The organism is Accumulibacter sp. (assembly GCF_016789985.1).
GTDB lineage: Bacteria > Pseudomonadota > Gammaproteobacteria > Burkholderiales > Rhodocyclaceae > Accumulibacter.
Map to the genome: position 1 here is coordinate 1 of NZ_JAEUOL010000038.1, position 13,209 is coordinate 13,209.

The window sequence follows — 13,209 nt, forward strand, 5'->3', positions numbered from 1 at the left end:
GGCGGCGATGGCCGGATTTCCGGATGTCGCACGACATCTGGTAGAATCTCGGCGACACGTCAATTGGCACATCAGCCAGCTATCCTATATCCAGGGGGGTGACATGGAGGTCAAAGAAGTTCTGCAGGTCAAGGATTCCGCTCTGTTCGCCGTACATCCAGACTCGCCGCTTTCCGAAGCCGTCATCATGATGGCCGAGAACGACATTGGCTCGGTGATCGTGATGGACGGCGGCAAGCTGGCAGGAATGCTGACTTTCCGCGAAGTGCTCGCCATCCTGGCCAAGCGCCAGACTGAACGTCGGGTGGGGCCGACTCCGCCGATCGCCGAGATCCTTGTCCTCGAGGCCATGGACCGTACCCCGCAGACGGCGCATCCGGACATGGACGTAGACGAACTGCGGCGCATCATGGTCGATACGCATACCCGCTACGTACCGGTCATGGAAGAGGAAACAATCGTTGGTATCGTTTCCTTTCACGATGTCGCAAAGGCGGTTCTCGAGGAGCGCAACATGGAGAACAAGCTGCTCAAGGCGTACATCAAGGACTGGCCGTCACCCTGACCCGCTGTCCTGACCATACAGTCAAGTAGTTCAATTTTGCGCAGCGCTGCCGGTGGCGCGCTGCGGTTCCGCCGTTTTCAGCTCTCGCCGACCGCAAACAGGCGGCGATGCTCCTTGATCGCGTAGCGGTCGGTCATTCCGGCGATATAGTCGGCCACTCGGCGTACCTGGTCACCCGTAGCAGGCGCTTGGTATTGCTGCGGCAGCAAACGCGGGTTGGCCGTGAAGGCAGAGAACAGGTCGTTGACGATCTTCTGCGCCTTGCTCGCCATGCGCAGCACCTGATAGTGTTGATAGAGGTGGGTGCGCAGGAATCGCTTCATGAGCCGTTGTGCTTCGCCCATCTCTGCAGAAAAGCCAACCAGCGGCGGTCCCCGCCGCACGGCCGCCAGATTTGCCGGTTGCTGGACACCGATGTTCGCCGCGGTCGTTTCGATCAGATCGCAAACCAGGGCGTTGATCATGCGTCGCACCGTTTCATGGATCAGACGACGGCCGCCGAGCCCGGGATGGCAAGCACGTACGGCGGCGACGTGCTGTGCAAAAAGGCTGACGTCCTCAAGCTGCTCAAGAGTGATCAGACCGGCTCGCAGCCCATCGTCGACGTCGTGGTTGTTGTAGGCAATCTCATCCGCCAGATTGCAGATCTGGGCTTCGAGCGATGGTTGCGTGCGCCGGAGGAAACGCTCACCCAGATCGCCGAGACTGCGTGCGTTATCCGGCGAACAATGTTTGACGATTCCTTCGCGTGTCTCGAAACAGAGATTGAGACCGTCGAAGGTGGCGTAACGCTCCTCAAGCAGGTCTACCGTCCGCAGGCTCTGCAGGTTGTGCTCGAAACCCCCGTGCTCGCGCATGCAATCGTTGAGCGCCTCCTGTCCCGCGTGGCCGAACGGAGTGTGGCCAAGATCGTGGGCCAGCGATATCGCTTCCACCAGGTCTTCGTTGAGCCGCAGGGCACGGGCGATGCCGCGCGCGATCTGCGCCACTTCCAGGCTGTGCGTCAGGCGGGTGCGAAACAGATCCCCTTCATGGTTGACGAAGACCTGGGTCTTGTACTCGAGCCGGCGGAAGGCCGTCGAATGAATGATCCGATCCCGGTCGCGCTGAAATTCACCGCGATGCAATGGCTGCGTATCGCGATGCTGCCGCCCACGCGAATTGGCTGCCGTGACGGCGTAGGGCGCCTGTTCAAGCATGCCCGGAACGTTGCTCGATCACCTGGCGAATGTCGGCCAGCGAAGCAGCGTCGCTCAGCACCGCTCTGCCGACCTGCTGCAAGAGCACCAGGCGCAGTTTGCCATCCTGCACCTTCTTGTCGCTCTGCATCAGCTCAAGGTATCGCTCGACACTCAACATCGGCCCGTGCACCGGCAGACCGGCACGCTGAAACAGACGCTCGATGCGCGCGACGCTCTGCCGGTCGATCCAGCCAAGCCGGAAGGAAAGCTCCGCTGCCATCAGCGTACCCGCGGCAATTGCTTCACCGTGCAGCCACTCACCGTAACCAACCCCGGTTTCGATCGCGTGGCCAAAGGTGTGCCCGAGGTTGAGCAAGGCGCGCTCGCCAGCCTCACGCTCGTCTGCGGCCACTACTTCCGCCTTGTTGCGGCAGGACCGGTAGACGGCTTCGACCAGTGCTGTCGGCTCACGGGCAAGCAGCCGATCGAGGTTGAGCTCGATCCATTCCAGAAAGGGTAGATCCCTGATCAGGCCATACTTGATGACCTCGGCCAATCCGGCGCGCAATTCGCGCTCGGGCAGACTGTCGAGCGTGTCCGTGTCGGCCAGCACAAGCTTTGGCTGGTGGAAGGCGCCGATCATGTTCTTGCCCAGCGGATGATTGATTGCCGTCTTCCCGCCAACCGACGAGTCCACCTGCGCCAGCAGGGTTGTGGGAATCTGGATGAAGGGCATGCCACGTAGAAAACAGGCGGCAGCGAAACCGCCAATATCACCGACGACGCCGCCACCGAGCGCGATCAGGGTGGTCGAACGTTCGCAACGTCGCTCGATCAGGACATCGAAGATCGTGTTGAGGGTGCGCCAGTCCTTGAACTCCTCACCATCGGGCAGAACGATTTCGGCCACCTCGACCCCGGCTTTCTCCAGTGAATCGCGCAGGCGCTGGAGGTACAAGGGCGCAACCGTGACATTGCTGACGATCGCCGCCCTGTTCTGGCGCAGGGTGGGCAGCAACAATTCGGCACGTGCGAACAGATCCCGGCCGACATGGATAGGATAGGAACGATCCCCCAGTGCAAGCGTCAACGTTTCCATGTCTCCCCCATTTCCTTGATCAGCAGATTGAGTGTCGCTTGCGCAGTGATCCGGCTGCCACTGACGATCAGGTGCGCGATCTCACGGTACAACGGATCGCGCTGCGCATGCAGTTCGCGCAGTTTCTGTCGCGGGTCGCTGACCTGCAGCAACGGCCGCTTCTTGTCATGCCGCGTTCGTTCGTAGAGCGTGGTCAACGGCACGTTGAGATAGATGACGATACCGCTTGCGTGCAGGACCTGGCGGTTTTCGGTGCGCAGAATGGCGCCGCCACCGGTGGCCACGACATGACGCTTCAGACCGGCGAGGTCGGCAACGACCTGCGCTTCGCGCTTGCGGAAGCCTTCCTCGCCTTCGATCTCGAAAATGGTCGCCAGGCTGACTCCGGTACGCGCCTCGATCTCGTGATCCGAATCCAGAAAACGATAACCCAGGCGCTTGGCCAGAGCACGCCCAACCGTCGTCTTGCCAGCACCCATCAGCCCGACCAGGTAAACGTTGCGTGTATCGTCGTCGTTTCTCACCGGCTCATTCTAACCAACGCATGGTCACGGCAGTAAAGAGGCAAGAAAAAACCGGCGATCGCCGGCTTCTTCTGGTTGCGTCAGGGAGGCCGTCAGCGCACCGACAGTTGCTCGGTGACAATGCGCGGTGTTACAAAGACGAGCAACTCCGTCTTGTCGTTGATTACCTCCCGGTTCTTGAACATCCAGCCGATGTAGGGCAGGTCACCGAGGAACGGGATTCTCTGGATGTTGGTGCCGCTGGTCTGCGTATAGATCCCGCCGATCACCACGGTCCCTCCGTTCTCGACCAGCACTTCGGTCTTGACATGCTTGGTATCGATCGCCACGCCCGCACCGCCCGTTTGCAGGCTGCGGTTTGGACTGTCCTTGTTGACATCAAGCTCCATGGCAATCTTGCCGTCCGGCGTAATGTGCGGCTTCACTTTCAATGACAGATTAGCCTTGCGGAACGATACGCTGGTGGCGCCGGAACTGGTCGCCTGCTGATAAGGAATCTCGACACCCTGCTCGATGATTGCCTCAACCTGATTGGCCGTCATGACGCGCGGGCTGGAGATGATCTTGCCGCGACCGTCCGCCTCCAGGGCAAGGATCTCCATGCTGAGGTAACGCGTGAAATCGCTGTTGTACAAGCTCAGCAAAAGATTGCCAGGAATGCCGGTCGGCGGATTCGCCGGCAAATTCACCGACCCGTACGAACCAACACGGGTTGATGTGTTGATGTAGGCCTGATTCGTGTTTTCGACGGTCGTGCTGACCTGCCCCGTAACCGGGTCGATCTCGGTCGTCTTCTTGGCAAATCCGGTGCCGAGACGAACCCCCAGGTTCTGAGAAAACGAGTCGCTCGCCTCGACGATGCGGGCTTCGATCAGTACCTGGCGAACCGGCACATCGACCTTGGCAATCATGGCGCGCACGTCGGCCAGGCGGCTTGGCGTATCCTTGACGAACATCATGTTCGAACGATCGTCGAGCAGCGCGCTGCCGCGTTTGGAGAGCAGCGTCTGCTTCGGGTCGACCAGCAGTTTCTGTACCGCTTCCGCCTTGATATAGTTCATCTGGAAGCTCTCGGTCTGCAAGGGCTCGAGATCGCCGATCTGCGCCAGCGATTCGAACTCAAGCTTCTCCTTGGTCGCTATTTCCTCGCGCGGCGCGATGAGAATGACGTTCCCATTCTTGCGCATGTCGAGGCCTTTCTGCTGCATGATGATATCGAGTGCCTGATCCCAGGGGACGTCCTTGAGGATCAAAGTGATCGCACCGCCGACCGAATCGCTGACCACCATGTTCATGCCGGTGAACTCACCGATCACCTGCAGCAGGCGACGGACATCGACATTCTGGAAGTTGAGCGACAGTTTCTCCCCCTGGTAGCCGCCGCGCGTGCCCTGGACCAGTTTGTTGGGATCCTCGACGATCGGCTTGACTTCAATCACGAACTGGGTGTCGCTCTGGTACGCATTGTGCTCCCAGAGACCGCGTGGCGTGATCGTCATGCGGGCATCGGCCCCCTTCTGAACGGTATTCACCGCCAGCACCGGAGTTCCAAAATCGGTCACGTCCAGGCGCTTGCGCAGGGTCTGCGGAAGGGCAACCCTGGCGAAGTCAACCACCAGGTTCCTGCCCTCCTGGCGAATGTCGATACCTGTATTGGGATCACTGAGGTCGACGGTTATGCGTCCCTCACCGTCCTTGCCACGGCGAAAGCTTACATCGCGAATGCTGTTCGCCACTTCGGTCGGTCGCGCCCGTGCAAAATGCTCGACCGGCGGACTCCCCGCGACAGTGAGGGTAGGCGCCAGCGTGAGCAGCAGGCTGTTGCCGTCGATCGTCGCCTCATAGGTCATAGCCTTGTGAAGATTGAGAACGACGCGAGTCCGATCCTCTGCCTGAACGATGTTGGCACTTTTCACATCGCCCTCGTTGAAGGTCTGGCTGGATTTGCCGACTCCGTTGATCGTATTGGCGAAATCGAAGGCGATACGCGCCGGATTGGCAACACTGAAGGCGGGAGGAAGAGCACGCAAAGCTTCCCTGAAGGTCAGCTTGACATTGACCGTTGCGCCCTGCTGCACCACGTTCAAAGACTCGATGGAATTGGGATTCGCTTCCTGTGCGCTGGCGCTTGCGAGCGCCAGCAGCCCCGTCGCGACCAAGCCCAGAAGATACTGCATCATCTGTCTCATTTAATTCGCTCCCTTCTCCTGCAACACCAAGGTGCTCGTCCTCTCCACCCAGTCACCCGCAGAATCCTGAATGAGTTCGCGCAACGTGATCTCCGCCTCGGAGATGGCCACCACTACGCCAAAATTCTGGCCCATATAGTTTCCGATCTTGATTTGGTGCAATGCACCATCGATCTGAACGATGGCATAAGATACCTTCTTCCGGGTCATCACGCCGACGTATTTGAGCGTTTCCAGCGGATAAAGCTCCAGTGGCTCTTTGGGTCGCTCCAGATCCGGCCGGAAACCGCCCCCACCCTTCTTCTCTTCGGGCCCCATCTTGGCCATGGTGAACGGGTCAACCATGTTGCCCACGTCATAAGGAATGGCTTCGTATGATTCGACGACAGGTAACGGCGGGATATTGGGCTTGACACCCTGGGCCGCAGTATTCATCCACTCGCGCAGATCCTCGTGATTTCCGCCGCCACAGGCAGCCAGGACGATGCCGCACAGCATGAGGTACCGCTTGCTCATTGCTGTCCACCTTTCGCCGCCTCGGCAGCCTTCTTCCGGTTGGCGGCCAGTTCTTCCTCGTCGAGATAGCGGAAGGTCTTGGTAATCGCGTCCATGACCAGAGCTCCGTCCTTGCCCTGCTGGTTGGTGGAGATCGAGATGTTGTTGAGGGTGACTATTCTGGACAGTTTGCCGATATCGCCGGCGAACGCACCAAAATCATGGTAGGTACCGGTCAGACGGACAGTAATCGGAAGTTCCGCATAGAAGTCCTTGACCTGTTCCGGCCCAGGCTTGAACAGGTCGAACTGCAGACCACGTCCCATACCGGCCTGATTGATTTCGACCAGCAGGGATTCCACTTCCGACTTGTTCGGCAGTTGCTTGAGCAACGCACCGAAGGAACGATCGATGTCGTTCAGGCGCTGGACATAGAGGTCGAGGTTTACTGCCTGCGTCTTCTTGCTGACGTACTCGTCGCGCAGGCTTAGCTCCGCTTGGCGCTTTTCGTCGAGTGCCACCAACTGTTCATCCCAATAGAACCACCAACCCGCCACCAGGATCGCCACGAACAATACCGCGAGCACGGTGACGCGCGGCACCACCGGCCATGCCCCGACATCACGTGGATTCAGATCCTGGAACTCACGCAAGATCCCCCGGAAGTCGATCTTCGGCAGAGTGCTCGCTTTCACTTCGCGCCTCCTTGCTCGGCAGGCGCTCGCTTGATCCAGGCGTTCATGCTGAACTCATTGAGGCGCCGTTTGTCCACCGCTGCCGCCTTGATTTCCAGAAGCTCGGGCTTTTCCAGCCAGGGCGACGCTTCGATGTTGCGCATCAGTGTCGAGACTCGAGCGCTGGACTGGGCCAGACCGACGAGTTCTATCTTCTGCCCCTCCTGTTTCATTGAACGGAGATAGACCCCCTCCGGCATCTGCTTGGCCAGCTCGCTCAACAAGCGGACCGCTTCCGCCCGGTCACGTTGCAAAGACTCGATGATCCGCTTCCGCTCCATCAGGGCGTCACTCTGCTGCTTGAGCCGCTTGATCTGGTCGATCTCCTTGTCGAGCACGGAAATTTCCTTCTTCAGAAAATCGTTCTTCGCATCCTGACTGGCGATGTAGCCGGCAATTATCGAATACACGAGAACGACAATCACTCCGGCAAGAACGGTCACCAGCCCCAACAGGACGAAAAACTGTTGCCGCCGCGCTCTGCGCTTCTCCTCACGGTGCGGCAGGAGATTGATGCGTATCATTCGTCAAATCTCCGCAATGCAAGACCACAGGCGACCATCAATGACGAAGCGTCGGCCAGCAAGCTCTTGCCTCGCACCCGGTCCGAGAGCACCATCTCGGCAAAGGGGTTGGCAATGATCGTGTTGATCTGGGTTCGTGATGCTACCACCTGGTCAACTCCAGGGATCACCGCGCACCCACCGGCCAGGACGATATGATTGATCTGGTTGAACTGGGTCGACGTAAAGAAAAACTGGAGCGCCCGCGACAGTTCGAGCGCCAGAGCTTCCAGAAACGGCCTCAAGAGTTCCGTTTCATATTTTTCCGGCAGGTTGTTACGACGTTTCTCGGCTTCCGCCTCCTCGAAACTCATCCCGAAAAGACGCGCGACATCCTGCGTCAACTGGTTGCCCCCGAACGCCTGCTCGCGGGCGTAAAGCTGCTGGTCATTGCGGAACACCGTCAAGTTCATGACATTCGCCCCAATATCGACCAGCGCGATGATCTGTCCGCGTCCGCGGTCAGGGAGTTGCGCCTCGATTAACTGGAAGGCCGACAGAACAGCATAGGATTCGACGTCAAGCACACGTGGCCTGAGACCCGCCGACTCGGCAACGGCGACACGATCCTCCACCTTCTCCTTGCGCGACGCGGCAATCAGCACCTCGATCTCGTCCGGTGACGAGGGTGCCGGTCCAACGACTTGAAAATCAAGGTTAACCTCGTCGAGCGCAAACGGAATGTACTGGTTGGCCTCGGATTCCACCAGCACCTCGAGTTCCGTCTCGCGTTGCCCTGCCGCAACAATGATCTTCTTGGTGATCACATGCGAGGCCGGCAAGGCGATTGCCACCTGCCGCGTCGAGGTGGCCAGTTTCTTCCAGGCCCGCCTCACAGACTCCGCAGCAGCCTCGAGGTTGACGATATTGCCATCCGACACGACATCCCTCGGCAAAACCTCGATCGCATAACGCTCAACGCGGTAGCCCCCCTTGCCATCACTCGCCAGTTCGACCATCTTGACCGATGACGAACTGATATCAAGCCCGATCAACGAGCGCGTTTTGGGATTAAAGATCGAAAGATCAAGCTGCAAATCGCCACCCCTCGCTCAAAAAACCCTTGAATAAGTTACAGTTAGCGTGCTTATAGATATTCTACTTTAGATGCTAACAACAAGCTTCCAGCGTGTAAAGCGATTTCTGGAGCCGCTCCGGACGCAGTCGGCCATTGCCGCGCCCGGCGACACCGGCCGACCAATTCACGGCAGACAAGCGAGCCGTCCCGACCCATCCCGATTGACCGGTTTCCACCACCTTTGCCCAGCCGTTTGCTGAACGGAGCAGTGTAAGGCCGCCGCTCCCACAGTTCCCCGCCCTGGGCAGGAGAAACGTCGACCGCAACGACCAGTGGCCGCCAGAGTCCTTTTCCAGCCACGCTCCAATATAATGTCGGGTATTGGCCATTTTTGCTGGACGCCCTCTTGTCTTCCGCCCTGCGCTGGTTGCTTTATCCCCTTGTTGTCGTTTTCGGACTTGCCGCAATAGCCATTGCGATGGGTGTTGTTGTTCTCAGCCTGGCTTATCCGAACCTGCCGTCACTGGAGATTCTCACGGACTATCGTCCGAAAATCCCGTTGCGCGTCTACACTGCGGACGGCTATCTGCTCGGCGAGTTCGGTGAGGAACGGCGCGCGGTTGTCGACATCCAGAACGTCCCGGAGATCATGAAGCAGGCCATCCTGGCGGCAGAGGATGAGCGCTTTTATCAACATGGCGGCGTCGATACACTGGGTATACTGCGGGCGCTGCACGCCAACCTTCTGAGCGGGGGCAAGCGCCAGGGCGCATCGACGATCACCCAGCAGGTGGCCAAGAATTTCTTCCTGTCATCTGAAAAGACTTACACGCGCAAGTTCTACGAAGCCCTCCTGTCTTTCAAGATCGAAAACAACCTCAACAAGGACCAGATCCTCGAGCTTTACATCAACCAGATCTTTCTCGGGCAACGTGCCTATGGCTTTGCAGCCGCTGCCCAGATCTATTTTGGCAAGTCGATCAGCGATTTGAACCTCGCCGAAGCGGCAATGCTGGCCGGCCTGCCAAAGGCTCCCTCCGCTTACAACCCGGTGGTCAACCCGAAGCGGGCCCGGATCCGCCAGGAGTATGTGCTGCGCAGAATGCGCGAGCTCGGATTCATCTCCGAAGCGCAGCAGAACGCTGCGTTGGCACAAGCCCTGGTTATCCGGCGCGAAATCAACGGAACGCCGATTCACGCCGAGTTCGTCACCGAAATGGCACGTCAGATTGCCGCCGAGCAGTTTCCTGATGACGTTTACACGCGTGGTCTGAAAGTCTATACGACGATCCTCCGGGAGGATCAGGAAGCAGCCTACACCAGTCTGCGCCGAGGGGTTCTGGATTACGACCGCCGGCACGGCTACCGGGGAGCGGAGGCCTACGTCGACCTCGCTGACATCAAGTCCGAGCAGGACGAGGCACTCGACGAACTGCTGCTCGATTATCACGACGCAGAAGATCTGCAACCGGCCATCGTCCTGCAGGCGGATGCGAAAAAAGTGCGGGCCTACCGGCGCGGTGGCGATTTAATCACGATTAGCGGCGAAGGTCTCAAGTTCGCGGCCCGAATGATCGACGACCAGGCACCGCCGAACAAACGTCTGCGCCGCGGCGCAATCATCCGCGTCCAGGTCGAGGAAAAGAACAGTTGGCGAATCGTTCAATTACCCGAGGTCGAAGGGGCCTTGCTGGCTGCCGATCCGCATGATGGCTCCATACGCGCGCTGGTGGGTGGTTTCGACTTCCATCGCAACAAATTCAACCACGTGACCCAGGCCTGGCGACAACCCGGCTCGAGCTTCAAGCCTTTCATCTATTCGGGCGCGCTGGAAAGGGGCTTCACTCCGGCGTCGATCATCAACGACGAGCCAATCAGCTTCCCCGCGACGGTGACGGGCAGCCAGGCCTGGGAGCCAAAAAACTACGATGGCAAGTACGAAGGGCCAATGCGCATGCGCACCGCACTGGCAAAATCGAAGAACATGGTCTCGATCCGGCTCCTGCAGGCCAGCGGCGTACGCTTCGTGCAGGACTACATCACCCGCTTTGGCTTCGAGGCAAAAAGGCATCCGCCCTACCTCACAATGGCGCTTGGCGCCGGCTCGGTCACCCCCTGGGAGATGGTTACGGCCTACGCGGTATTCGCCAACGGCGGTTACCGCATCCGCCCCTATGTCGTGCGCGAGATACGCGACGACAAGAACCAGGTACTTGCACAGGCTGAACCGATTACTGCCGGCGAAGAGAGTCTGCGGGCCATCGACCCCCGCAACGCCTACCTGATGGACAGCATGCTGCGCGACGTCACCATTTATGGCACCGCTGCCCGTGCTTCGGCAATGCTCAAACGCCGCGATCTGGCCGGCAAGACCGGAACCACGAATGAACACGTCGACGCCTGGTTCTGCGGTTACCAGCAAACGGTCGTGGCCTGCTCATGGATCGGCTTCGACCAACCAAGAAACCTGGGCAAGGGAGAAACCGGGGGTACCGCCGCCCTGCCGGCCTGGATCAGTTACATGGCCAGGGCGCTGGGCAATACCCCTGAGTCGTTCCCCGCGATGCCCGAGGGAATCGTCGCCCTGCCCTCTGCGGCAAGCGGCAGGGGACCGGCCGAGGAGGTGTTCTACCGCGAGAACGCTCCTCTCGAACTCGAGCCACCTCCCCCCCTCGACGAACCGATGAGGGCGGAAGACTGAAATCAGCCCAATCGCCGCTCGAGGGCGAAGAGTTCCTCGGCGGTTTCCCGGTGACGAACCAGATGACACCGCGCACCGTCGACCATGACTTCTGCCGCCCGCGGCCGGGTATTGTAATTCGAGCTCATCGACATGCTGTACGCGCCGGCCGACATGATCGCCAGGAGGTCGCCGGAGGAGAGCGCCAGCTCTCGCCCGCGCCCCAGGAAATCGCCCGATTCACAGACCGGACCAACGATATCCCAAGGCAGGGCGACTCCTGACTGCAGCACCACCGGAACGATATCGTGCCAGGATCCGTACAGGGCGGGTCGCGCGAGGTCGTTCATGGCGGCGTCGACAATTGCGAAATTCTTCACCTCGCCCGGCTTCAGATACTCGACCCGGGTCAGCAGCAGACCCGCATTTCCAACCAAGCGGCGCCCCGGTTCGAGCAGGATGCGCAGTTGCCTTTGGCGCAACTTGTCGAGCATTGGCAGCAGGTAGTCCTTGACGCTTGGCGCCTCCTCATCGCGATAGCGAATACCGAGGCCACCACCAAGGTCGATGTGCTCCAGGACGATTCCCTCGGCGGCAAGGCCATCGACCAGCAGCAGAACCTTGTCGAGTGCTTCGGCGAACGGAGCGGCATCCATCAACTGCGAACCGATATGGCAATCGACACCACAGATCCGGACATTGTCCAGGCTTGCCGCCTGCCGGTAGAACGGCAGGGCAGCATCATAGGCGACGCCGAACTTGTTTTCCTTCAGGCCGGTCGAGACATAAGGATGCGTGCGCGCATCCACGTCGGGGTTGACGCGCAGGCTGATCGGCGCAGTCTTGCCCAAGCTGCCGGCGACAGCGTCGAGACGCTCAAGCTCGGCCGCGGACTCAACGTTGAAGCAGAGAATGCCTGCCGCCAACGCCAGCTCCATCTCGGCAGCAGTCTTGCCTACCCCGGAAAAGACAATCTGCCGCGGATCGGCCCCCACCGCCAGAACGCGCTTGAGTTCCCCTGCCGAAACGATGTCGAAGCCGGCACCGCGACGCGCAAAAACGTCCAGAACGGCTAGGTTGGAATTGGCTTTGACGGCATAACAAACCAGCGAGTCGAAACCGTCAAGTACCTGCTGAAACTCGTCAAGCGCTGTTTCCAGCGCGTGCCGCGAGTAGACCCAGCATGGCGTGCCATACCGGGTCGCAATGTCGAGCAGCGAGACCTCTTCGGCATACAGAGCGCCGTCCTTGCGTGTAAAATGACTCATCGGGCCGCTCCTCCCGGCGTGCTAGAATCCGACTCGCTGTCGGCACCGGTCGCCGGTGCAGCAACACTTGGCGCAGCCGGCTGGTTAGCGCCCGGTACGGTGGCGGGAAGTGTCTGCACTTTTGGGGGAAGTACGAGGCTGCCGCGATTGCCACAGCCGCCAAGCACGATGGTTGCCAGCAAGGCCGAAAGAAGAGATGGCCACATAGCTCGGTAGGTCGAAATCACGGATGTTAGCACAGATGAATGACGACGAGTTCAATGCGCTCGCTGATGCAGCATTGAGACAGATTGAAGCGGCGCTCGAGCAAAGCGGCGCCGAGCTCGATTTCGCGATGATCAGCGACCATGTTCTGGAGATCGAGTTTGCCGATCGCAGCAAGATGGTTGTCAACCGCCATGACGCCGCCAAGGAAATCTGGGTTGCTGGACACTCCGGCGGCTTTCATTATCGTTGGCAGGGGACCTCCTGGCGCGATACGCGAAGCGGCGCGGAACTACTCACGGCCCTTTCCGCGCTGATCTCGGAACAGGGCGGAAAACCTGTCTCGCTGCTTGGCTAGCAGAGTAGTTCATCGGCAAGCGCCGCTTTCCTGGAATGACTGGCATGCCTTAAGGCACATCGCCAGACGCGTGCCAGCAGACAAAGGGGGGATCACAATGACATCGGGCGGCCGCCCATCAGACCCGACCGATCTTACCACCTATCATGTTTCGGCCCCCTGAAAGAACTTGGGAAGAGGCAGTGCGCTGGCAGCGCGTCTCAAGAGAAGGCGGATGCCGCGTTTGAACCAGGAAAGGGCACTGCGATAGGCTTTGCGGACACTCCAATGGTTGGGGTCGGTCTGCTCACGGGCTTTATTTCAGTGGCGGTGGGATTGCAGCGGGCGTCCT

Annotated in this window: 13 protein-coding genes; 3 read left to right on the top strand and 10 right to left on the bottom strand. The window is 59.6% G+C overall.

Annotated elements, in window-relative coordinates:
* Positions 1-565, top strand: a 565-nt coding sequence (locus tag JNK99_RS02155) for a CBS domain-containing protein (protein WP_366518687.1), incomplete at its 5' end; no start/stop codon positions are given.
* 77 nt (positions 566-642) lie between these two features.
* Here JNK99_RS02155 and JNK99_RS02160 read toward each other — a convergent pair.
* The 8 genes from JNK99_RS02160 to JNK99_RS02195 all read right to left on the bottom strand — a co-directional run bounded on the left by JNK99_RS02160 (position 643) and on the right by JNK99_RS02195 (position 8,387).
* Positions 643-1,764 (bottom strand): deoxyguanosinetriphosphate triphosphohydrolase, encoded by a 1,122-nt coding sequence (locus JNK99_RS02160; RefSeq protein WP_291847966.1) that lies wholly within the window; start codon positions 1,762-1,764, stop codon positions 643-645.
* Positions 1,757-2,845 carry a 3-dehydroquinate synthase gene (gene aroB / locus JNK99_RS02165; protein WP_291847968.1) on the bottom strand — a complete coding sequence of 363 codons (1,089 nt, stop codon included), beginning with the start codon at positions 2,843-2,845 and terminating at the stop codon, positions 1,757-1,759. The genes JNK99_RS02160 and aroB overlap by 8 nt, the downstream gene beginning before the upstream one ends.
* Positions 2,833-3,369, bottom strand: coding sequence for a shikimate kinase (locus tag JNK99_RS02170; RefSeq protein ID WP_291847970.1), 537 nt, complete (start codon positions 3,367-3,369; stop codon positions 2,833-2,835). The genes aroB and JNK99_RS02170 overlap by 13 nt, the downstream gene beginning before the upstream one ends.
* A gap of 92 nt (positions 3,370-3,461) precedes the next feature.
* Positions 3,462-5,549 (bottom strand): type IV pilus secretin PilQ, encoded by a 2,088-nt coding sequence (gene pilQ / locus JNK99_RS02175; protein ID WP_291847973.1) that lies wholly within the window; start codon positions 5,547-5,549, stop codon positions 3,462-3,464.
* Between the two features lie 9 nt (positions 5,550-5,558).
* Entirely contained in the window at positions 5,559-6,074 is a 516-nt protein-coding gene (locus tag JNK99_RS02180; protein WP_291847975.1) for a pilus assembly protein PilP, read from the bottom strand.
* Complete coding sequence (gene pilO / locus JNK99_RS02185; protein WP_291847978.1) at positions 6,071-6,748, bottom strand: type 4a pilus biogenesis protein PilO; 678 nt, start codon at positions 6,746-6,748, stop codon at positions 6,071-6,073. The genes JNK99_RS02180 and pilO overlap by 4 nt, the downstream gene beginning before the upstream one ends.
* The gene (locus JNK99_RS02190) at positions 6,745-7,311 is read right to left on the bottom strand and encodes a PilN domain-containing protein (protein WP_291847981.1); all 567 of its coding nucleotides are present in this window, start codon (positions 7,309-7,311) and stop codon (positions 6,745-6,747) included. The genes pilO and JNK99_RS02190 overlap by 4 nt, the downstream gene beginning before the upstream one ends.
* On the bottom strand, positions 7,308-8,387 hold the full coding sequence (locus JNK99_RS02195) for a pilus assembly protein PilM (protein WP_291847984.1): 1,080 nt from the start codon (positions 8,385-8,387) through the stop codon (positions 7,308-7,310). Before JNK99_RS02195 ends, JNK99_RS02190 begins: the two co-directional genes overlap by 4 nt.
* A gap of 387 nt (positions 8,388-8,774) precedes the next feature.
* Between JNK99_RS02195 and JNK99_RS02200 the strand changes: the two genes are divergently transcribed.
* Positions 8,775-11,069 (top strand): penicillin-binding protein 1A, encoded by a 2,295-nt coding sequence (locus tag JNK99_RS02200; protein WP_291847986.1) that lies wholly within the window; start codon positions 8,775-8,777, stop codon positions 11,067-11,069.
* Between the two features lie 2 nt (positions 11,070-11,071).
* On the opposite strand, the gene lysA is transcribed toward JNK99_RS02200, so the two are convergent.
* Both lysA and JNK99_RS17600 read right to left on the bottom strand, forming a co-directional pair.
* The gene (gene lysA / locus JNK99_RS02205) at positions 11,072-12,316 is read right to left on the bottom strand and encodes a diaminopimelate decarboxylase (protein WP_291847988.1); all 1,245 of its coding nucleotides are present in this window, start codon (positions 12,314-12,316) and stop codon (positions 11,072-11,074) included.
* Positions 12,313-12,522 carry a lipoprotein gene (locus JNK99_RS17600; RefSeq protein ID WP_366518688.1) on the bottom strand — a complete coding sequence of 70 codons (210 nt, stop codon included), beginning with the start codon at positions 12,520-12,522 and terminating at the stop codon, positions 12,313-12,315. The genes lysA and JNK99_RS17600 overlap by 4 nt, the downstream gene beginning before the upstream one ends.
* A gap of 35 nt (positions 12,523-12,557) precedes the next feature.
* Between JNK99_RS17600 and cyaY the strand changes: the two genes are divergently transcribed.
* Positions 12,558-12,878 carry an iron donor protein CyaY gene (cyaY, locus tag JNK99_RS02210; RefSeq protein WP_291847990.1) on the top strand — a complete coding sequence of 107 codons (321 nt, stop codon included), beginning with the start codon at positions 12,558-12,560 and terminating at the stop codon, positions 12,876-12,878.
* The last annotated feature ends 331 nt before the right edge of the window (positions 12,879-13,209 follow it).